23 protein-coding genes are annotated in these 20,200 nt (G+C 44.1%); 4 read left to right on the top strand and 19 right to left on the bottom strand.

Features of this window, described 5'->3' with window-relative positions:
* The first annotated feature begins 2 nt into the window (after positions 1-2).
* Positions 3-947, top strand: coding sequence for a choline ABC transporter substrate-binding protein (gene choX, locus DKT73_RS02605; protein ID WP_111637018.1), 945 nt, complete (start codon positions 3-5; stop codon positions 945-947).
* A 75-nt stretch (positions 948-1,022) separates the two neighbouring features.
* Here the strand turns inward: choX and queF are convergent, their stop codons facing one another.
* From queF to DKT73_RS02590, 3 genes are read right to left on the bottom strand one after another with little or no spacing between them, the layout of a single operon-like run.
* The gene (gene queF, locus DKT73_RS02600; protein ID WP_111637017.1) at positions 1,023-1,838 is read right to left on the bottom strand and encodes an NADPH-dependent 7-cyano-7-deazaguanine reductase QueF; all 816 of its coding nucleotides are present in this window, start codon (positions 1,836-1,838) and stop codon (positions 1,023-1,025) included.
* A gap of 11 nt (positions 1,839-1,849) precedes the next feature.
* On the bottom strand, positions 1,850-2,623 hold the full coding sequence (locus DKT73_RS02595) for an ABC transporter permease (protein ID WP_111637016.1): 774 nt from the start codon (positions 2,621-2,623) through the stop codon (positions 1,850-1,852).
* A 4-nt stretch (positions 2,624-2,627) separates the two neighbouring features.
* Positions 2,628-3,542 carry an ABC transporter ATP-binding protein gene (locus DKT73_RS02590; RefSeq protein ID WP_111637015.1) on the bottom strand — a complete coding sequence of 305 codons (915 nt, stop codon included), beginning with the start codon at positions 3,540-3,542 and terminating at the stop codon, positions 2,628-2,630.
* Positions 3,543-3,606: 64 nt separating this feature from the next.
* Between DKT73_RS02590 and DKT73_RS02585 the strand changes: the two genes are divergently transcribed.
* Positions 3,607-4,014, top strand: coding sequence for a PA2817 family protein (locus DKT73_RS02585; RefSeq protein ID WP_111637014.1), 408 nt, complete (start codon positions 3,607-3,609; stop codon positions 4,012-4,014).
* Between the two features lie 41 nt (positions 4,015-4,055).
* Here the strand turns inward: DKT73_RS02585 and fabF are convergent, their stop codons facing one another.
* The 7 genes from fabF to DKT73_RS02550 all read right to left on the bottom strand — a co-directional run bounded on the left by fabF (position 4,056) and on the right by DKT73_RS02550 (position 9,170).
* A complete protein-coding gene (fabF, locus tag DKT73_RS02580) occupies positions 4,056-5,297 on the bottom strand; it encodes a beta-ketoacyl-ACP synthase II (RefSeq protein ID WP_111637013.1) in 1,242 nt (413 codons plus the stop codon).
* A gap of 103 nt (positions 5,298-5,400) precedes the next feature.
* A complete protein-coding gene (gene acpP, locus DKT73_RS02575; protein WP_012069834.1) occupies positions 5,401-5,634 on the bottom strand; it encodes an acyl carrier protein in 234 nt (77 codons plus the stop codon).
* A gap of 131 nt (positions 5,635-5,765) precedes the next feature.
* A complete protein-coding gene (fabG, locus tag DKT73_RS02570) occupies positions 5,766-6,500 on the bottom strand; it encodes a 3-oxoacyl-ACP reductase FabG (protein ID WP_111637012.1) in 735 nt (244 codons plus the stop codon).
* 59 nt (positions 6,501-6,559) lie between these two features.
* On the bottom strand, positions 6,560-7,483 hold the full coding sequence (gene fabD, locus DKT73_RS02565) for an ACP S-malonyltransferase (protein WP_111637011.1): 924 nt from the start codon (positions 7,481-7,483) through the stop codon (positions 6,560-6,562).
* Positions 7,484-8,440, bottom strand: coding sequence for a fatty acid synthesis protein (locus DKT73_RS02560; protein ID WP_111637010.1), 957 nt, complete (start codon positions 8,438-8,440; stop codon positions 7,484-7,486).
* A gap of 11 nt (positions 8,441-8,451) precedes the next feature.
* Positions 8,452-8,631, bottom strand: a complete 180-nt coding sequence (gene rpmF, locus DKT73_RS02555) for a 50S ribosomal protein L32 (protein WP_072839128.1) — start codon at positions 8,629-8,631, stop codon at positions 8,452-8,454.
* Positions 8,632-8,648: 17 nt separating this feature from the next.
* A complete protein-coding gene (locus DKT73_RS02550; protein WP_111637009.1) occupies positions 8,649-9,170 on the bottom strand; it encodes a YceD family protein in 522 nt (173 codons plus the stop codon).
* Positions 9,171-9,308: 138 nt separating this feature from the next.
* Between DKT73_RS02550 and DKT73_RS02545 the strand changes: the two genes are divergently transcribed.
* Positions 9,309-9,911, top strand: a complete 603-nt coding sequence (locus DKT73_RS02545) for a Maf family protein (protein ID WP_111637008.1) — start codon at positions 9,309-9,311, stop codon at positions 9,909-9,911.
* A 10-nt stretch (positions 9,912-9,921) separates the two neighbouring features.
* On the opposite strand, the gene DKT73_RS02540 is transcribed toward DKT73_RS02545, so the two are convergent.
* The 9 genes from DKT73_RS02540 to dinG form a co-directional block, all read right to left on the bottom strand.
* Entirely contained in the window at positions 9,922-10,845 is a 924-nt protein-coding gene (locus tag DKT73_RS02540; RefSeq protein WP_111637007.1) for a patatin-like phospholipase family protein, read from the bottom strand.
* Between the two features lie 9 nt (positions 10,846-10,854).
* Positions 10,855-11,652, bottom strand: a complete 798-nt coding sequence (locus tag DKT73_RS02535; RefSeq protein ID WP_111637006.1) for a DUF4892 domain-containing protein — start codon at positions 11,650-11,652, stop codon at positions 10,855-10,857.
* 68 nt (positions 11,653-11,720) lie between these two features.
* On the bottom strand, positions 11,721-12,584 hold the full coding sequence (locus DKT73_RS02530; RefSeq protein WP_111637005.1) for an alpha/beta fold hydrolase: 864 nt from the start codon (positions 12,582-12,584) through the stop codon (positions 11,721-11,723).
* A gap of 39 nt (positions 12,585-12,623) precedes the next feature.
* Positions 12,624-13,103 carry a phosphohistidine phosphatase SixA gene (gene sixA / locus DKT73_RS02525; protein WP_111637004.1) on the bottom strand — a complete coding sequence of 160 codons (480 nt, stop codon included), beginning with the start codon at positions 13,101-13,103 and terminating at the stop codon, positions 12,624-12,626.
* The gene (locus DKT73_RS02520) at positions 13,090-13,374 is read right to left on the bottom strand and encodes a DUF4389 domain-containing protein (RefSeq protein ID WP_111637003.1); all 285 of its coding nucleotides are present in this window, start codon (positions 13,372-13,374) and stop codon (positions 13,090-13,092) included. The genes sixA and DKT73_RS02520 overlap by 14 nt, the downstream gene beginning before the upstream one ends.
* Entirely contained in the window at positions 13,367-14,395 is a 1,029-nt protein-coding gene (locus DKT73_RS02515; RefSeq protein ID WP_198666518.1) for an NAD(P)H-dependent glycerol-3-phosphate dehydrogenase, read from the bottom strand. Before DKT73_RS02515 ends, DKT73_RS02520 begins: the two co-directional genes overlap by 8 nt.
* Positions 14,396-14,447: 52 nt before the next feature.
* Positions 14,448-15,869 (bottom strand): protein adenylyltransferase SelO family protein, encoded by a 1,422-nt coding sequence (locus tag DKT73_RS02510; RefSeq protein WP_111637001.1) that lies wholly within the window; start codon positions 15,867-15,869, stop codon positions 14,448-14,450.
* Positions 15,870-15,897: 28 nt separating this feature from the next.
* Positions 15,898-17,256 (bottom strand): DEAD/DEAH box helicase, encoded by a 1,359-nt coding sequence (locus DKT73_RS02505; RefSeq protein WP_111637000.1) that lies wholly within the window; start codon positions 17,254-17,256, stop codon positions 15,898-15,900.
* Between the two features lie 101 nt (positions 17,257-17,357).
* Positions 17,358-19,481: an ATP-dependent DNA helicase DinG gene (gene dinG, locus DKT73_RS02500; protein ID WP_111636999.1), complete on the bottom strand. Its 2,124-nt coding sequence runs from the start codon at positions 19,479-19,481 to the stop codon at positions 17,358-17,360.
* A 69-nt stretch (positions 19,482-19,550) separates the two neighbouring features.
* Here dinG and lexA point away from each other — a divergent pair, with 69 nt between their 5' ends.
* Complete coding sequence (gene lexA / locus DKT73_RS02495) at positions 19,551-20,174, top strand: transcriptional repressor LexA (RefSeq protein ID WP_111636998.1); 624 nt, start codon at positions 19,551-19,553, stop codon at positions 20,172-20,174.
* The last annotated feature ends 26 nt before the right edge of the window (positions 20,175-20,200 follow it).

Genomic DNA, 20,200 nt, shown 5'->3' with positions numbered 1-20,200 from the left:
CCATGAAAGCCATTCCTTTTCCTAGAATAGGACTAAAAATAGCAGGCGTCGTAAGCATACTAATTGGCAGCAGTTTCGCCGTATCCGCGGCACCAGAACAATGCAAAAAAGTTACTTTCAGCGATCCCGGTTGGACAGACATAGGAGCCACAAATGGAATCGCTACCACCCTATTAAAAGCCATGGGATACGATACGCAAGTTTATCTACTCAGTGTACCTGTCGGATTTGAAGGTTTGAAAAACGCAGAAATCGACGCCTTTATGGGCAACTGGATGCCAGCTCAGTCTGCTTTTATTGATAAATACAAAGACAACATGGATGTAGTGCGTACTAACTTAGAAGGCGTCAAATTTACCCTAGCCGTACCCACCTATGTTTACAACGCAGGGGTCAAAGACTTTGCTGATTTACATAAGTTCAGCCAGGAATTCCGCCAACGAATCTATGGCATTGACGCAGGCGCGCCCGCCAACCAAAAGCTTCAAAACATGATAGACAGTAATGACTTTAATCTGCAAGACTGGAAAGTAGTGGAATCTGGCGAGCAAGCTATGCTTTCGCAAGTTTCAAGAAGCGTAAAGCGTGACAACTTTATTGTTTTCCTTGCCTGGGAACCTCATCCTATGAACGTAAACTTTGACTTAAAATACTTAACGGGGGGCGACCAATATTTTGGCCCAAATTATGGTGGGGCAACCATCAGAACCCTCACCCGTAAAGGCTATGCAGATGAATGCCCCAATGTTGGCAAACTGCTCAGTAACCTCGAGTTTAGCTTAACAATGGAGAATGAAATTATCGACTCTAAGGAAAAGCCAGATCAAGCTGCAGAAAATTGGATTAAAGCCAATCCTGACATACTAAATAAATGGCTAGAAGGCGTCACAACGTATGACGGAGCACCAGCTTTACCCGCGGTCAAACAACATCTTAATATTATGTAAATAAAGTACTCAAAAAAAAACCGCACCAGCATGAATGCTGTGCGGTTTTTTTTATACTAAAGCGCGTTTAAGAGACTACTGACGAGTTAAACGATCATTGCCCAAAACGAGTGGCACGTTAGAACGATATGGATTGATATCCAATCCGCCACGTCTAACATAGCGTGCATAAACGGTTAGACTCTCTGGCTTGCACTGACGCATGATATCAATAAAAATACGCTCAACGCATTGCTCATGAAAATCCGTATGTTCACGAAATGAAATAACATACCTCAACAAGCTTTCATGGTGAATCTTAGGGCCTTTATAATCTATAAAAACCGATCCCCAGTCAGGCTGGTTGGTCACAGGGCAATTTGATTTTAAAAGATGGCTAACCAACCGCTCTTCAACCACACCCATTGATTGATCCGTCTCTAATAAATCGGCATTCGGGTGATATTCGCAGACGTCAACATCCAGTTCATCAATGCAATAATCAGGGGTTAGTACAACCAAAGACGCCATTGAATCTACATCGCGAATAATCACGGTTACCTCAGCGCCAGCTGCGGCAGATAAATCCTTCTCCAAAAGCGTCTGCACAACCTCAGCAGACTCATAACGCATTTGATTCAATGAGTTCAAATACAATTTAAACGATTTGGATTCAATGATGTTAGGAGAATCACAAGGCAAGCGAAATTCAGCCAAAGCAACAATCGGCTTGCCTTTTGTATTTAACCAAGATAATTCATAAGCATTCCAAACGTCCTCTCCATAAAATGGCAGACGCTCAGACTCAATGCCCATTTCAGTCCATTTATCCACTCTTGCAATGGGGTAAAGCAACCCTGCATCGTATTCAGAAACATACTCTGTTTGCTGACCTAAGGGTAAAAAGCCCATATAACACTACCTCAACTTCTAATACCTTTGCCCTGATTGAGCAAACGCAGACCAAACCCAAATAACACCACAATAAAGACACAAACAATCACCAGTGCCCAATAGACATTGATATCGGAGACACCCAAAATCCCATAACGAAAAGCATTCACCATGTAAAGGACAGGATTCAACAGCGACACAGACTGCCAGAAATCAGGCAACAAATCGATAGAATAAAATACCCCACCAAGATAGGTCAAAGGCGTTAAAATAAACGTCGGCACGATGGAAACATCATCAAAATTTCGCGCGTAGATCGCATTAACAAAACCACCCAGAGAGAACATGACTGCAGTCAAACACACTACCAACACCGTCAAAAACAAGCTTTCCAGTGCCAAATGCGTAAAGAAAAGCGACAGCACCGTCACAATCAATCCAACGCACAAACCACGAGCCACACCACCAAGCGTATACCCCATCAAAATCACCCAGTTAGGCGTTGGAGAAACTAATAGTTCTTGCACGCTGTGCTGAAATTTCGCCGAGAAAAAAGACGACGAGACGTTTGAGTAGGAGTTCGTGATAACAGACATCATGATCAAGCCCGGCACGATATACTGCATATAACTGAAGCCCCCCATTTCACCAATTCGATCACCTATTAGATTACCAAAAATGGCAAAATATAAAGTCATCGTAATCGCGGGTGGCAGCAATGTCTGTGGCCAGATACGAGTAAACCGACGAATCTCTCTTACTAAAATCGTATAAAATGCGACCCAAATTTCCGAATTTTTCATCTGTCTAGCCTTTAATTAATTTAACGAACAGCTCTTCAAGTCGATTGGACTTATTACGCATGCTGACAACATTAATGGAAATATCATCCAATGCTTTAAAAATAGCGTTAATCGATTGACCTTTGATAACCTCAACCTCTAATGAGCTGGCGTCTTTACTGACCTGCACGCTAAAACCTGGTAAAGACCATCCCGCAGGCAGACTGGCATCCAAATCTAAAATGAAAGTTTCTTGATTTAATGTTTTTAATAAGGCTTTGATGCTGGTGTTTTCAACAATCTCTCCCGCATTAATAATCGCAATATTACGACACAACTGCTCGGCCTCTTCCAGATAATGCGTCGTTAAAATGATTGTCGTACCTTGTTCATTCAGTTTTTTAATAAACTCCCACATGGAACGGCGTAACTCAATATCAACACCCGCGGTAGGCTCATCCAAAATAAGCACTTCAGGCTCATGAATCAGTGCTCTGGCAATCATCAAACGACGCTTCATACCACCGGATAGCATGCGAGACTGATCGTTTCTTTTCTCCCACAAGTCCAACTGTTTTAAATATTTTTCCGCCCGCTCTTCGGCAACCGAACGACTGATACCGTAAAAGCCAGCCTGAGTCACCACAACATTAAATACAGTTTCGAACACATTAAAATTAAATTCTTGTGGTACAACCCCTAAATATTTTTTGGCTAACGCAAAGTTATCATCAATATCGGTCCCAAAAATCGACACACTCCCTGATGTTTTATTTACCAAAGAGCAAAGAATACCGATGGTTGTAGACTTACCAGCCCCATTTGGGCCTAATAGTGCAAAGAAATCTCCCTTTTCAACTTTCAAATCGATACCTTTTAAGGCCTCAAAACCACTCGCATAGCGTTTTTTAAGGTCACTAATTTCGATTGCATATGTCATAATTGAAGTTCTCGTACGGCCATGCCGACTAAAATAGTTACTTACTTGAATAGGCTTTTATTACGTGGAATCTCGCACACAATACATACTTGACGCTTTTGCTGATTTACGTCAGCGCATTGCAGAACACGCCCCCTTTGATCAACAAGAGTTGGCAGAAGAAGAAGTAGACTTCTTAACGTCGTGGGACGAATTGACAACGAACATAAAGAATGGCTCTCACGACTACAGCTTTGATGCCCAAGAAGTATTATCACGCTTCATACGATGCTACGCAAATCTAGTCCCACTGATAAAACGGGAACTATTGTGGTTTGTCGGCGGAGAATGCCTGCACTTTTTAGGTGATGAGGAAATTGCGCTTTATCAACAGCTGGAAGAGCACCTTTATGAGTTAGACCGTCAAAACAAACACTATGATATTGCAAAAGAAATTGATGCATTACGCAGCACACCAACACAAATTCATTAATCACACTATGGTGAGCGGGTTATCATCCGCTCACCAAGTATTCAAGATATCTTCTTAAATACCAGCGTCCCATTCGTTCCACCAAAACCAAATGAGTTATTCAAAACAACGTCTATTTTACGTTTTTGGGGTGTACCTGGAACATAATTTAGATCGCAGCCCTCACCAGGCTCTTCTAAATTAATCGTAGGTGGCGCTACTTGATCACGAATTGCTAATATCGAAAAAATCGATTCAACCGCACCAGATGCTCCTAAAAGATGCCCTATCATAGACTTGGTAGAACTGATTGCAACATCAGAAGCATCTTCTCCCATCACGGCCTTAACGGCTTGAGTCTCAGCAAGATCACCTGCAGGAGTAGAGGTACCATGAGCGTTTATATAATCAATGTCTAATGCTTCTAGCTTGGCATCTTTTAATGCTGCTCGCATCGCTGAGGCGGCACCCTCACCACCCTCTGGCGGCGCTGTCATATGATAAGCGTCATCGCTCATGCCAAAACCCGCCAATTCAGCGTATATTTTAGCACCACGTGCGACAGCGTGTTCATACTCTTCTAATACCAAAATACCGGCACCGTCTCCCATGACAAAACCATCACGATTTTTGTCCCATGGACGACTTGCGGTTTTATAGTCATCATTACGTGTAGAAAGGGCTCTCGCCGCACCAAACCCACCAATACCGAGTGGTGTAATGGCCATTTCCGCCCCACCGGCAATCATGACGTCAGCGTCGCCGTACGCAATCATACGACCTGCCATACCGATATTATGCGTGCCTGTTGTGCATGCAGTAACAATCGAAATATTAGGGCCTTTAAAACCAAAACGAATCGCAACATGACCTGAAATCATATTAATAATCGCGCCTGGAACAAAAAAAGGAGAGATACGCTTAGGGCCTGATTCATTCAATAGCTCTAGGTTTTTTTCAATCATTGGCAAACCACCAATACCTGAACCTATTGCACAACCGACTCGACTTAAATTCGCCGTATCAGAATTAAGGTTCGCGTCATCCAATGCCTGCACGGCGGCCGCGATACCATATTGAATAAAAAGATCCATCTTGCGGGCTTCTTTTACGCTCATATATTGAGTCGCGTCAAAGCCATTTACCTGAGCCGCAAAACGAGTGGAAAATTGGCTAGCGTCAAAAGAAGTGATCTCCGATACACCACTCTTACCCTCCAATATGTTATCCCACGTATCTTTCACATTATTGCCAAGGGGTGTCACCATTCCCATTCCTGTGACTACAACCCGACGACGAGACATAAGATTTCTCCAGCAATTCGCCCTCAACTCTAAGGGCTATTAATAAGAAAAGCCGCTGTAACGAATACAAGCGGCTTTTCGGAAAACTCAGTTCACCAATATATTACAAGTTAGCGTTGATGTAGTCGTTCGCTGCTTGTACGGTAGTGATTTTTTCAGCTTCTTCATCAGGAATTTCAGTATCAAATTCCTCTTCAAGAGCCATTACAAGCTCAACTGTATCTAGGGAATCTGCACCTAGGTCATCAACAAAAGATGCTGAAGCAACAACATCTTCTTCTTTAACGCCTAGTTGTTCACAAACGATTTTTTTAACGCGTTCTTCAATGCTACTCATTAGAAGTTCCTACTCTACTCATTAACAGCTCAGTGTGAGCATATTATAAAATTCGATCACCTAAAAGGCGTGATTCTCGACATGAACCGGAGATGTATTTTCGTTGAATTAAACACAAAATTCAACTCAAATTACGACATATACATGCCGCCATTGACATGTAATGTTTCTCCAGTGATGTAAGCAGCGCCATTTGACGCCAAAAACGCGACTGCAGCCGCAATTTCTTCTGGTTGACCAAGACGTGATGAAGGCACTTTTTCGACCAATTTAGCCTTATGCTCTTCAGGTAACACCTTAGTCATGTCTGTTTCAATGAATCCCGGAGCAACACAATTTACAGTGATACCACGAGACGCAATCTCTGCTGCCAAAGAACGACTAAAACCTTCTAGCCCTGCTTTTGCGGCAGAATAATTTGTTTGTCCGCCATTGCCCATAGAGCCAACAACAGAACTAATACTGATGACACGACCGAACTTTGCCTTAGTCATGCCACGTAAGCAAGCCTTTGTCACACGAAAAACAGATGTGAGGTTCGTATTAACGACTTGATCCCACTCATCTTCTTTCATTCGCATCATCAGATTGTCACGTGTAATACCCGCATTATTGACTAAAATGGTTGGGGCGCCAAATTCTGCTGTGATTTCTTTTACAACTGCGTCAACCGATTCGCTGGATGATACATCCAGTACCCAACCTTTACCATTAGCACCTAGGTACTCACTAATGCTTTGCGCACCAGACTCGCTCGTTGCTGTGCCAATAACAGTTGCGCCTTGCTCAACCAAAGCAACAGCAATCGCTTTACCAATGCCACGAGTAGCGCCCGTTACTAGAGCAATTTTTCCTTCAAGACCCATGCTTGTCTCCAACAATATATTTCGAACTAAATACTTTTCGAACAAATAACGACATACTATTAAGCAGACAAAGCCGCTTCAAAGCCAGCCAAATCCCCCAGAGAAGAAGTCTCCAAGCCTTTCACTATACGTTTATTCAAACCGCTAAGCACCTTACCAGGCCCACACTCTACTGTAGAAGTAACACCAAGCTCAGCCAACAACATAACCGATTGCGTCCACAATACAGGCTCACTCAATTGCGAAACCAAATTGGCTTTAATTACAGCAGGATCGGACACCGCCTGAGCCGTCACATTCTGCACCAGAGTACAAGATGGCGAATGAAATACGATAGTCTCAAGCTTTTCTGCAAGTTTCTTGCCTGCAGGAATCATCAATTCACAATGAGAAGGAACACTAACAGGCAACGGCAAAGCACGTTTAGCGCCTGCTTCTTTTGCATTCGCCATGGCCGCCTCTACAGCAGCAACATGACCCGCAATAACCACTTGACCTGGCGAATTAAAGTTAACCGCACTGACGATTCCCGGAGCCGCATCACATGCCGCTACCACTTTATCATCATCAAGCCCAATAATGGCAGCCATTGCACCCTCACCTTGAGGCACGGCTTGTTGCATATATTCGCCGCGCAATTTAACAAGTTCTACTGCATCCGTAAATGCCAGCACACCCGCGCACACTAAGGCAGAATATTCACCAAGACTGTGACCTGCAACATAAGCAGGTTTTTCGCCACCCTGTTGCTCCCATAAACGCCATAAAGCAACACTGGCAGTCAAAAGCGCAGGTTGTGTTTTATCAGTTTGGCTTAACTTGTCAGCATCGTTTTGCACAAGATCCCACAAATCATAGCCAAGCACATCGGATGCCTGTGCGAACGTCTGTTCTATGACATCGTGTTTTTCTGCCAAATCCGCCAACATTCCCAATTGTTGAGAACCTTGCCCCGGAAAAACAAAAGCTAATTTACTGCTCATTTAATCTCCTGACTCTAAAGCTTCGTTACAAAGACGCGTTTCAATCGCTGAATACAAATTTGCTCGCGCAATATCAATACCATACTCAATCGCACCAACCATAGCCGGCAAATCAGAACGACCATGACCTTTTACCAAATTGCCGCGCACACCCACAAGGCAAGCACCATGCCTACGCTCAGTTTGGTAAAAAGTCTCAAACAGTGAAGACACCCCCTCTGCCTGCTTAAATTTATTCATCATAAACGAAAGCAAACCTTCAGACGCCTTTAATACGGCATTCCCAACCATGCCATCACATACGATGACATTTTTTTCCCCGTCAAATAACTCCGTTCCTTCAGCATAGCCAAGATAAGTCGGCCACACCTTACTCGCCAACAACCTATCTGTCTCGCGAATAACGGCACTTCCCTTAGAGCTTTCGACCCCAACGTTTAACAGACCAACCTTCGGGGTTTCGTTACTCAATGCCTCAATATAGGCCGCCCCCAGCTCAGCAAAACCAACCAACATCGAAGGCGGACAATGAACATTAGCACCCAAATCCACCAAACATCTCAATGGATTAGAATACAGCTCTCTGATTAACGCCGGATAGAGCTTGGGCCGCAACACACCCAATAGATGACGGGCAAGAGCCACCATAGCCCCCGTATTTCCCAAAGTTACAACAACGTCTGAGGAACGAGTCACCAAGGCATTTAAAGATTGATAAAGCGTACTATTACGGCGACGAAATAACGACAAAACAATTTCTTCATCTCCATCAATCACGTCGGAACAAGCAATTAGAGACAAACGATTATGAGGCTCAGGAAGATCCAAACCAGAATGAGGGGAATGATACACAGTAATGACGACATCTTTATGGCGAGAAAGAATCTCCACCGCACCGTCAAATGCAATGCGGGGACCTAAGTCCCCGCCCATAGCGTCTAAAGCTACCCTGATCATGGGTATCTTAGTTACTCACCTTTAGGGGTGATAACTTGACGACCACGGTAAAAACCATCAGCAGAAATGTGGTGACGACGGTGAAGTTCACCAGTAGTCTTTTCTACAGAAAGAGTTGGACCAGTCAAAGCATCGTGTGAACGGCGCTGGCCGCGACGTGAACGAGTTACTTTACTTTTTTGTACTGCCATTTTTGGAGCTCCTAACTTTACTTGGCCTTTAATTGGGCCAATATACTAAATGGATTCGGTTTTTCGTCATCCGGTGCGTCATCGGTAGACGAGGCATACTTTACAGCTGTTGGGTTGCAACCACTTTCTTCGTGATAAGCGAAAATCGGTAAGGCAAGTATAATTTCTTGCTCTACCATATCTGCTAAAATTACTTCACCATCGGTCATGACAACAGGATCGTAACTGTTCGGTAGATTTTTGGCATGATCTTCGTCATAGACAAATCCCAAAGACAAATCTAACGCCAGATCATGTGCAACAGCCCCCATACAACGTTGACAAACAACTTGCACTTGAGCAGTCAATAATCCAGTAGCAATGTAACGCCTATCCTCATCAACTCTAAAGTCTAGATGAATAAAAGCATTACCCTCATCAGAGGCTAATATAGCACAAAGCTCCTTAAATTCATTAAGGGGCACGTACCCTTCGAACGATTGCTCATTGCTAGCGTATTTTCGAGGGTCAAAATATTTAGGTAACGTATCATTCAACATGGCGGGGGATAATATTGCTAAGGACCCATTTTGTCAAAGTCTAACTGCTCTTAAAGTGTTTTTTTTCACTTTTTTACGTCATTGCCAATAAAAAAAAGTAAAATAATGACTCATTTTTCAGAAAACGATTAAAAAACAATGCCAACACAACTCATTTTAGGATCATCCTCACCCTACCGTAAAGAGCTTCTACAGCGCTTCGGAGTCCCCTTTGAATGCCATTCTCCTAACATTGATGAAACCCCATTGAGTCATGAATCTGCCATCGATGTGGTAAAACGCCTTAGTATTGCCAAAGCCCACGCCGTTCACAGCGAGCGACTTCTTCAAGACAAAGCCCCCAACGCCCTAATAATCACCTCTGACCAAGTGGCTGTTTTAGGCAATGAAGTGTTGGGCAAACCTCACACGGAGGAAAATGCCATCAATCAACTGAGCCGTTTTAGTGACAAAAAAGTGAGTTTCCTCACAGGGTTGTGCGTATTTAATCAACAAGATGAATCCTACCAGTACACACTAAGCGAGTATCATGTTTACTTTCGAGCACTCACACACAATGAAATCCGCCGATATATAGCTATTGAACAACCACTGGATTGCGCTGGCAGCTTTAAATGCGAAGGACTAGGCATTTGCTTATTTGAAAAAATGGAAGGAGATGACCCTAATAGCCTGATTGGGTTGCCGTTAATATCGCTATCACGTCTGTTACGCGAGCGAAACATCAACCCAATAGGCTAGCCAAAGAGCATTAATAGCCTTTGGGGAATGAGAAATAACTCGACGTTGGTGACTCCAAACCTTCGATCGCCTTAAGAGCGACTTCATAACCGAAGTCAATCAACTCTTTCGCTCGCCAGAACTCATAGAAACCTGAAATATCTTTGGGCATAGAAATAAGTAAATCAGGTGGATACCCAGCCAATTTGTATTGTGTAAGAGATTCTTGCATGGTCTCAAACATCATATTGATTGTCTGAAGGCGTCCCCAACTTTCAGGCGAATACTTAGGCTTCTCTTCTAAATCGTCTTCTTTCTCTTTAGCAAAAAAACCCTTCGCATTTAACCACCAAGCAGGCGCACTAGAGCTCGTATCAGCCACATCCGCCAACACGCCCTCTGCAGGTCCATTCAAGTCAACAGCAATGATATAGTCAGCGCCAGCGGGCACAGAAGGGATAATAGGCAATGGGTTCAAGACACCGCCATCTACATACATCCTACCGTTTAACGGCACAGGTGACACAATAGAAGGGATGGCAGACGATGCTCGCATCGCGCTGATCAAATCACCTCGCTGAAACCAAAACTCTTTCTGATTCAACAAATCAACAGCAACAGACGTATAGTCAATCGGCAAAGATTCAATAACCGGTGTTCCGATCATGCTTTGAATCTTCTCAAAAAACCGATCCCCCTTTATGTAACCCCCATTTAGGAATGACATATCCAACAACCGCAGCACACTTACCCTATCTAATGATTCCGCCCACTCACGGTACTCCGCCAATTTTCCTGCGGCAAAAACACCGCCAACGATGGCACCAATAGAACAACCGGAAATACTGATAATATCGTAGCCGCGCTCTTCAATCGCTTGAATAACCCCAATGTGTGCGTGACCACGCGCGGCCCCACTTCCCAGTATAAGAGCAACTGTTTTTTTTGAGCTCACCAATACCCCCTATTGACGTACATAAACAAAGGACACACGGTTCACACCGAGCGATTCACGCCCCAGATCCGCCAAATTAATAAAACGCACCCTGTCCTGAAATCTATCCCCCAAGCCGGCCTGCATCACAGAAATAAGCTGATCACCCGACTCAAGCGCACTCAAACCAGCCGTTTTTTGACTCGTCACAAAACCAACCAAGGTTTGACCAGCCGGCAACGCACTAACAAAGCGACGTATTCTAGGAATATCCTGAACATCCATTTGCGCCACAATCTCGAACTCCGTTCCGTTTGCTTGCGCTGATTTCACTTCATCTAAGCGCACCATAACATCGCCTGCGCCACGTCGATTGATGTACAAAACTTGGTAAATATCCTGCGTATTTTTCACCACCAACAGAAATTGACTTTGATCTGGCCCGTACAAGAGATAGTCACCAAAAAAGTTATTCGCCCAAGCATTACTGCTACCACAACTGCGGCTATCACACTCGAATAACACAGTGCGCCCATCCACTGTCATCTGCGAACGATAATGGCCATAGACATCCGATAAAACCGCATTACGATGAATTTTATAAAGTGATGAAAAAAGATCTCCCTCCAAACGCTCTACACGCTCCGGCTCCCAACCACTTCCCGCACGACTAATTTTACCAAGCGGTATGTCAACAATCTGACCAGCTTGTGAGTTACTTTTCACCAACTGAGCCTCTCGATAAGGCTCTATCCCCAACATTCCAGCAAAAGAAAGGCCACTGAAAAAAGCCAATGAAAAAAATGACATCATACGTAACTTAAGCATATAACCTTCCTCTCACCCATATAGGGATGAATAACGCCATACAACACTGATTAAACAAGGTTGTCGCATTAATTTTGATCAATAAAGCGCTGAATTTCTGTTGCCACCGCAAAGCACGTCTCTGGTTCAAGATGAAAATGATGATTCCCTTCAAGCCATTTAAGCTTGATCCAAGGAAATTGAGCCGCACGTTTTTCGACCAAATGATGGTCATTTTGATAAATGCCGTCTTTAGCAACCAAGGCCAAAGTAGGACACTTAATCTCTTGAATAAAAGCCTCAACACCCTCTTCATCCATACGAAAAGGTGACGGAAAAGTCAGTTTTCCATCGTGTCGCCATATCCAAGTACCGTCCGTATTTTGCTTCGCACCACGATCAACTAATATTTTAGAAGCCGCTTTGGATAGCTGAGTAAAGCCTTCCATGCGCGCCAGCACCATATCTTCTTTCGTTTGATAACTGGTCTCACGGCCTAAACGAAACTTAGCCATTTTATTCACGGCCCTTTGCAACGTCACCACACGATCGGCTGGCGTTCCAGTAAGTGGCCCCATATTATCCAACACAATCAAACCGCGCACTTTGTCAGACGCAATCGCGGCAACCAACATCGCCACGGCCCCACCCATGCTATGCCCAATCAACCACACACTTTGCTTAGACTGATTTAAAATAGACACCACATCTAAGACATAATCCCACAAGTGATAAAAACTTCCTGCAGGGCGATGCAATGACACACCATGGCCCGCCAGATCTAACGCGATATGAGAGAAATCTGACAAATGAGGAGATAGATTAGAAAAACTCGCCGCATTATCAAGCCAACCGTGCAATGAAAGCACCTTGAAAGCCGATGAATTTTTAGGCAACCACTGAAGTCCCGCTATCTCAGTGTGCGCAAGTTTATAAACGATTTCATTTCCCATATTTGCTTTTTACCGATCCATAAGATTTGATTCAATGACTCATGATGGTGAAACACACCAACGAAATTGGCAGCACGCTGCCGCAAAGAATTCTCCTTCAATCGACGCCAAAGCGCCTGTTGTCATGGCGAAATTCATTGGCAAAGGCTGGTCAACCAGATAATCCACAAACTGATGGGCGAAAGGCTGGTGAGTCACCAGTAAAATAGAGCGATAGGGCTGATCATTTAACCATTGCGCTGTATCGATTTTTCGACCATCAGGGGTAATAAATGGGCAGTTTTTCATCTCAACCGCACCATCTAAAGCCGCCAAAAAAACCTTTGCCGTCTGCTGAGCCCGAACATAAGGACTCACAAACACCGCATCAAACCTCTCGCCTTTTTCGCGAAAAGCGTGAGCAGCCATCTTGACTTCTGCCACACCAAGTTCCGTCAGCTCACGACTCTCGTCATGAGCATAACCATAGGGCTGAGCATTACCGTGGCGCAAAACATAAAGGCGTTTAAGCGTTGTCATCCACACCGTCCGAAGGCCAAGGCTGAAAAGGAAAAGGCTTTTCTTCTGACTGAAAAGATAAGAAAGAAAATATCTGGCCAATAAAGGCGGTTACACTTTTCAACCATGATGACAACATGACAGGCTCATGTTTTGAACCTAATTTCACCAAACTCACCAATACCAGCAAAACACCAAACACTGTTACAGCGATATTTAATACCACCCAATACAGCAACATAAAAATCACTCGAAACCAAAACCCTTGATCCGCATAACCAGGCTTAGACATTGTCGTTCTCCTCATTCGTCGCAAATTCGACATCCCATTTTTGCTCACCCGTCATCATCGAACCTATCAATGACTCCAGCTGGGCATTTTCAAACAATAATTTAGACAAACCTTCTGCAAGTGGCATATACAAACCATGCTTATGAGCCTCATCAACCACCATTTTCAAGGTATTCACCCCCTCAGCAACTTCGCCAATTCCGCCAATTGCGTCGTCTAAATTTTGGCCTGAACCAATAGCAAACCCCACTCGATAATTTCGACTCAGAGGCGAAGTGCACGTGGCTATTAAATCGCCCATCCCAGCCAAACCAAGAAATGTCATCGGATTGGCACCAAAATGCACAGCGAACCGACTCATCTCGGCCAGACTTCGGGTCATAATCATCGACATGGTGTTCTCGCCCACATTGAGCGCCTTAGCAAGGCCACACACGATCGCATAGATATTTTTTAGAGCCCCTGCCAGCTCGACCCCTTTACTGTCTTTATTTTCATAAACACGAAAAGTAGGTGATTTAAGCAACTCAATCACTCGGCGACGGACTTGGTCATCCGCACTGGCAATAACCGTCCCAGTCATTTGACCTGCCGCTATTTCTTTCGCTAAGTTTGGGCCGCTCAACACCCCAATTTTTTGCGTCACAGGGTTTCGACGCAAAACATCACTCATAAGTTCAAAACGATTTGGATTAAATCCTTTCGTTGTGCTAATTAATATTTTATCTGCCGTCAGCAATGGCTCAATACGCTGCACTACTTGCTCAAAAGATTTGGAGGGTATTGATACAAATACCGTATCACTGTCCCGTATTGCCTGTTCTAAATTGCTGGTTGCCAACAACTCACGGTGTAAGGGCGCATTAGGTAAATAGCGACTGTTCAAACCTGTCAGGTTGATCTCTTCAACCTGCTCTTCATTTCGCATCCACTGGCTTACCTGATGACCATTTTTGGCCATAATGTTCGCCAAAGCGGTACCAAAACTACCCCCACCTAATACACATACAGAATGCTTCATAATGACTGCTTCTCTTTAAAAATATCGTCTAACTATGTAAAAACGAACGAGACTAAGACGAACAACTAACTTCTAATGATTTCCCCCATTCTGGCGCTCTTTGCGCCAGAATATCGGATTCTGAATGCTCATCAAAAGGATGAGTGAGCACGTTCAACAAACGCCGAAATGGTAGATAATCACCACGCTCAGCGGCAAGAATCGCATCATGAGCCAAATAATTTCTCAGTATAAACTTTGGATTAACGGTTAACATGGAAGCACTCACTTGAGACCATGTTAATTCATTTTTGATGCGAGCTTCGGCATAGCGCTCCAACCATGCCGACAACCTATCTCGATCGATCACCTCGTCCAATAAAAGCGAAAAATCACTCCGGTCTAGATGACTCAATAAACGAAAAAACACGGTGTAATCCATCTTTTCCGATGCCAATATCGACAATAATGGCGGCAATAAAACATGAACATCTTGCGCTGAACACAAGCCCATTTTACCCATCATTAAAACATCATAATGAGATTGCAACTCTGGTTCATAACATTGCAAAATGGCAACAAGCTGATCTCGCTCAAGGTGTTTGGAAAAACATCGCATCAAGCAATTCAGATTCCACAAACCAACACCCGGCTGCCGAGAAAAGGCATAACGCCCCTCATGATCAGAGTGATTACAGATCCAATCTGGTTCATAATCCTCCATAAAACCATAAGGGCCGTAATCAATCGTTTCTCCTGTGAACGAAAAATTATCTGTGTTCATCACACCATGCTGAAAACCAACAGCTTGCCACTTCGCCATTATTCTGGCCGTACGCTTTACCACTTCTATCAACATGCTTTCTAACGGCGACTCGGTTGCCAAGCACTCTGGGTAATAGTACTTGAGACAATAATCGATAAGCTGATCCAGCTGCGCCTGCTTGCCTTGGTAGAAAAAATATTCAAAGTGACCAAAACGGATGTGACCTTGCGCCACTCTAAGCAACATGGCCCCCGCCTCAGGAGTTTCTCGATACACCGCTTCCCTGCTATCGTAAAGCGCCAAAGCACGTGAAGAAGGAATGGAAAGAGCCGTCATGGCTTCACTGGCTAGATACTCACGGATACAAGAGCGCAAAACAGCCCGACCATCACCGCGTCGAGAATAAGGCGTCGGCCCCGCCCCTTTCATATGCAAATCGTACAGAAGACCATCTTGGCCGCGAATTTCTCCGAGCAAAACGCCACGACCGTCCCCCAACTGAGGTGAAAAACCGCCAAACTGATGCCCCGCGTAAACCATACTTAGACTGAGTGGCAAAGTATCTTCGCCACTCAGAATGCGTTTTGTTTCGGTGGATTTAATATCAATAGACAGAAAAGAAGCGAGCGATTGGTTAAATTCTACCAAACGCTGCTCAAGAAGTGGCTGGACAAGAGTCTTCGAAGAAAACGCCTCACCCAGACTGGCAAAATGGTGCTCTAAATTCATTTTATCTCACTTAAAAATTAAGCGATCTTTATAGCGAAGTATCAACCATGTATTCACAACGGATACTTTCACCCACAACCCTTTCGATTTCAGGAATCATGAAAGCATCATCTTCGCTCGCAAAGCTGACAGACTTCCCTGTTTCACCACCGCGGCCAGTACGACCTATACGATGCACATAATCCTCAGGGTCTTCAGGCAATGAATAATTCACAACAAGCTCCACGTTATCAACATGAATACCACGTCCTGCGACATCCGTTGCCACCAACACTTGAATAATACCTTCTTTGAAGTTATTCAATGTCTTAACGCGTTTGTCTTGGGCCACTTCGCCAGATAAAATCGCACAGTTAATATTGGCTTTACGAAGACGCTCGTACAAATCACGCGTTTCGTCACGACGATTTGCAAAAATAATCGTACGTTGTCCACCGTTCTCATTAATTAGCTGCTTCAAAACGGGCCATTTTTGATCGGCTTCCACCGTATAAATGACCTGATCAATATTTTGGTTAGTCGCTTCCTTTGGTACAACAGAGACCTCTTTTGGAAAATACGTCCACTGCTGCGCAAGCGCTTGAATGTCTTTCGGGAAAGTAGCGCTGAATAACATGGTTTGCCTTAATTCTTTATGAGGCGTCATGCGAATAATACTTTTCACATCAGGAATGAACCCCATAGAGAGCATACGGTCAGCCTCATCAAGAACCAAACACTCTACTTTGCCTAATTGCACTTTTCGGCTACGAGCAAAGTCCAATAAGCGACCTGGCGTTGCGACCAAAATGTCTACATTCTCTGTTTCCAGAGCAATTTTTTGTTTCTCGTAGCTTAATCCACCCACCAATGTCACAACATTTAGGTGACAATTGGACGTTAGCTTAATGGCTTCATCTGCGATCTGAATGGCCAATTCACGAGTTGGTGCGATAATCAAACCACGCGCAAAGTTATTGGGACGTTTCTCTTCAAGAGGATAATCCAGAAAATCACTGATCATCGCGATTAAGAACGCTGCAGTCTTACCCGTTCCTGTTTGCGCTTGACCAATGATGTCATAACCCAATAAGGTCATAGGCAAGGTTTCAGCTTGAATTTCACTGCAATACTCAAACCCCATTTCCGCAATAGACTTAATCACGCGATCTGGTAGATTCAAATCATGAAAGCGCAATTTTCCTTCTACCTTAGCAACTGGAAAATCCTCTATGGACCAAATTGAATTTTGTGCACGACCAGTGGATGGCGTCTCTTCATTGACTTGAGCATTGGCTTGAACCGCATTTAAAGCGTCATCATTATTTTTTGGTCGCTTATTTGGGCGACGGGTACGTTTTGGTTTAGTGCTATTTTCTGATGGTGCTTCTTGAATTTGGTTTTCCATATTGGAATCTTTACGCTTCTATGTTTTGAGGTTAATGATCTTTGCAAAGAGTGTACCTAATTGGTAAAGCTTTATCACCCCTTGCTTACGCTTTGTTCTCGCTATTGGTAACGATACGGCGGCAAGCTATTAATTAACTGCGAGCCATAACGTTTTGTTCGCAATCGCTTATCTAAAATATGAATTTCGCCAGAATCCTGTTCGCTTCTGAGTAATCGACCTGTGGCTTGAACTAAACGCAGTGACGCATCCGGAATAGTAATCTCCATAAATGGATTTCCACCACGCTTCTGAATCCATTCGGCCAACGTTGCTTCAACAGGATCATCGGGCACCGCAAAAGGTATCTTCGCAATATACACACAAGTTAAGTACTTTCCTGGCAAATCTACACCCTCGGCGAAACTTGCCAATCCGAGCAACAAGCTGCCTTTTCCCTCATCAATGCGTGCTTTGTGAGAATCCAAAATAACACGCTTAGATTGTTCGCCCTGCATTAACAAGATTTCTTGCAACTTGGCAGACAAAGACTGAGCAACTTCTTCCATTTGCCGACGAGAGGAAAAAAGAGCTAGGCTGCCCTTTTCTACTTCTACATGTTCATTTAAGTAGGCAATGATCTCAGCCGTATGCTGTTCAACACGATTGGGCTCATTCACCATATTGGGCACAACCAGCAAACCATTTTTTTGAAAATCAAATGGACTCAATACCCGCAAGTATTCACTCTCATAAGGCACACCAGAGCGCATATTAAAACGGTGAAACTGATTCAATGCGGTTAACGTAGCAGAAGTCACCACCGCACCAAAACATTTATCCCACAATTGCTGCCTCAACGTATTCGCAGCAAGAATAGGCGAACCACCCAGTTCAATATCTTGCTCCATTCCCTGCCCCGATAGCAGCAGCCAGCGGGCATTAGGTGGAAAATTCTGATCATCCACGGCAGAGTATAAGCGCCATAAACCAATACACTGCTCTAAGCGACCAAGAATAACGCCTAAAATAGGTTGCCACGTTTCGGCGGTTTCAGGCGTCACTCCCATGCCTTCATTTTGCTTCGTCTTCTTACATTCATCCTGAATGCTTTCAATATTGTTGAATAATTTTTGATAAGAGGTTTGTAAACTGTAAGCCAATTGACGCAACTCATCTGGAATTTGACCAAACTCGAAGCGGTGCTGATTGTTATCTTGATCCAAGCCCAAACCTTGAATATAAGGCGCTAAACCTTGCTGCGCATATTGAATAAAGTTCACTATGCTTTGGATTTGCTGCGGGATTTTTAACAAGAGCTGCCCAGTCACGCTGACATCATCGGTAAGCTCTTGCTTTAAATTCACCAAGTTTTTCTCTAGCTGACGCAACCAAGTAATACTTTGTTGCAAACGCACTTCATGTCGAAAATGCCCAATCGCCTTATCCGGCAAATGATGGCCTTCATCAAACACATATATCGTGTCTTTTGGCGGTGTTAAGATAGCGCCACCGCCCAATGACAAATCGGCCAACACCAAATCGTGGTTGGCAACAATTACATCAGCCACCTCGATCTCTGCTCGCGCCTTAAAGAAAGGACAAGCGGAATAATTTGCACAATTTCGATTCGTACATTGTTGATGATCGGTGGTCAAACGCCGCCAATCTTGATCACGCACGATACCCGCCCAGTTATCTTTATCGCCGTCCCACTCGCCTTTCTGCAAAGCCGTGTCCATTTCCTGATAAAGTACGGTGTTGATATCATCGGAATGAAGATGTTGCTCAAAAAGACCCGCGAACATATCGTCCATCGCTTGCTCTTCTGAGTTGAGAAAACCTTCTAAATTATTCAGACACAGATAACGCCCACGCCCCTTGGCGAGCGTGTATTTAAAACTAAGCTGAGTGTGCTCAAGAAGATCTGGCAACTCTTTATGTAAGATTTGCTCTTGCAGCGCCACCGTCGCGGTAGAAATGATTAATTTCAACCCTCTCGCTTTTGCAATTGGAATCGCCGCAAGGCAATACGACAAGGTTTTCCCCGTCCCCGTTCCTGCTTCAATCACAGCAACATGCTTTTCTCCCAACCGCTCTCCTTCAGAGCCGCGATTGATATTACCCAAGGTTCGCGCGATCGCAGCAATCATTTGACGCTGTCCAGACCTAGGTTTATGGGACTTCGCATCCAATGAAGCACGGTATGCGAGTTGAATTTGTGTTTTTAGTTCATCTGAAAGCATTTATATCATTGAGTATCGTTAAGAATGCTGTATATAATAACAGTTACTGTATAAACAACCAGACTACTTATGATTAAACTAACCAAAAGACAATCTGACGTACTAGAAACCATTCGCGAATTTATTGGTGAAACTGGGTTTCCGCCAACAAGAGCAGAAATAGCGCACCGATTAGGGTTTAAATCTCCCAACGCGGCTGAAGAGCATCTCAAAGCCTTATGCAAAAAAGGCGCAATTGAGATGCTGTCTGGCGCCTCAAGAGGGATACGCTTAGTTGAGCGGGCTTCTAATGACGACCTAAAAGAAGACCTTGGCCTGCCTGTCATTGGCAAAGTCGCTGCAGGTTACCCTATTTTGGCACAAGAAAACATCGCCTCGCACGTGAACATACCTGCTGGTATGTTTTCACCACAAGCTGACTACTTTTTATCTGTGTCTGGAACCAGCATGAAAAACATCGGCATTATGGAAGGCGACCTACTGGCGGTTCACAAAACAACCGCCGTTCGAAATGGGCAAATAGTGGTTGCACGCATCGGCGATGAAGTCACTGTTAAACGCTTCGAACAAAATGGCAAAATTGTTCGCCTTATTCCAGAAAATGAAGAGTTCACAGACATCATCGTTGATCTTGAAAGCGAAGACTTTGCAATAGAAGGCTTATCCGTTGGCGTCATCCGTCAAGGTCTTTAAAAACTTTTCAGCGTACAGGCAAAAAA

This window comes from Marinomonas shanghaiensis, assembly GCF_003259175.1.
Classification (GTDB): Bacteria; Pseudomonadota; Gammaproteobacteria; order Pseudomonadales; family Marinomonadaceae; genus Marinomonas; species Marinomonas shanghaiensis.
Note: the sequence above shows the minus strand (reverse complement) of the source record. Positions and strands in the feature narration are given on the sequence as shown.

Coding starts and splice junctions, on each gene's coding strand:
- choX (WP_111637018.1), top strand. CDS start 3: ATGAAAGCCATTCCTTTTCCTAGAATAGGACTAAAAATAGCAGGCGTC.
- queF (WP_111637017.1), bottom strand. CDS start 1,838: ATGGGCTTTTTACCCTTAGGTCAGCAAACAGAGTATGTTTCTGAATAC.
- DKT73_RS02595 (WP_111637016.1), bottom strand. CDS start 2,623: ATGAAAAATTCGGAAATTTGGGTCGCATTTTATACGATTTTAGTAAGA.
- DKT73_RS02590 (WP_111637015.1), bottom strand. CDS start 3,542: ATGACATATGCAATCGAAATTAGTGACCTTAAAAAACGCTATGCGAGT.
- fabF (WP_111637013.1), bottom strand. CDS start 5,297: ATGTCTCGTCGTCGGGTTGTAGTCACAGGAATGGGAATGGTGACACCC.
- acpP (WP_012069834.1), bottom strand. CDS start 5,634: ATGAGTAGCATTGAAGAACGCGTTAAAAAAATCGTTTGTGAACAACTA.
- fabG (WP_111637012.1), bottom strand. CDS start 6,500: ATGGGTCTTGAAGGAAAAATTGCTCTAGTAACGGGCGCTACTCGTGGC.
- fabD (WP_111637011.1), bottom strand. CDS start 7,483: ATGAGCAGTAAATTAGCTTTTGTTTTTCCGGGGCAAGGTTCTCAACAA.
- DKT73_RS02560 (WP_111637010.1), bottom strand. CDS start 8,440: ATGATCAGGGTAGCTTTAGACGCTATGGGCGGGGACTTAGGTCCCCGC.
- rpmF (WP_072839128.1), bottom strand. CDS start 8,631: ATGGCAGTACAAAAAAGTAAAGTAACTCGTTCACGTCGCGGCCAGCGC.
- DKT73_RS02550 (WP_111637009.1), bottom strand. CDS start 9,170: ATGTTGAATGATACGTTACCTAAATATTTTGACCCTCGAAAATACGCT.
- DKT73_RS02545 (WP_111637008.1), top strand. CDS start 9,309: ATGCCAACACAACTCATTTTAGGATCATCCTCACCCTACCGTAAAGAG.
- DKT73_RS02535 (WP_111637006.1), bottom strand. CDS start 11,652: ATGCTTAAGTTACGTATGATGTCATTTTTTTCATTGGCTTTTTTCAGT.
- DKT73_RS02530 (WP_111637005.1), bottom strand. CDS start 12,584: ATGGGAAATGAAATCGTTTATAAACTTGCGCACACTGAGATAGCGGGA.
- sixA (WP_111637004.1), bottom strand. CDS start 13,103: ATGACAACGCTTAAACGCCTTTATGTTTTGCGCCACGGTAATGCTCAG.
- DKT73_RS02520 (WP_111637003.1), bottom strand. CDS start 13,374: ATGTCTAAGCCTGGTTATGCGGATCAAGGGTTTTGGTTTCGAGTGATT.
- DKT73_RS02515 (WP_198666518.1), bottom strand. CDS start 14,395: ATGAAGCATTCTGTATGTGTATTAGGTGGGGGTAGTTTTGGTACCGCT.
- DKT73_RS02510 (WP_111637001.1), bottom strand. CDS start 15,869: ATGAATTTAGAGCACCATTTTGCCAGTCTGGGTGAGGCGTTTTCTTCG.
- DKT73_RS02505 (WP_111637000.1), bottom strand. CDS start 17,256: ATGGAAAACCAAATTCAAGAAGCACCATCAGAAAATAGCACTAAACCA.
- dinG (WP_111636999.1), bottom strand. CDS start 19,481: ATGCTTTCAGATGAACTAAAAACACAAATTCAACTCGCATACCGTGCT.
- lexA (WP_111636998.1), top strand. CDS start 19,551: ATGATTAAACTAACCAAAAGACAATCTGACGTACTAGAAACCATTCGC.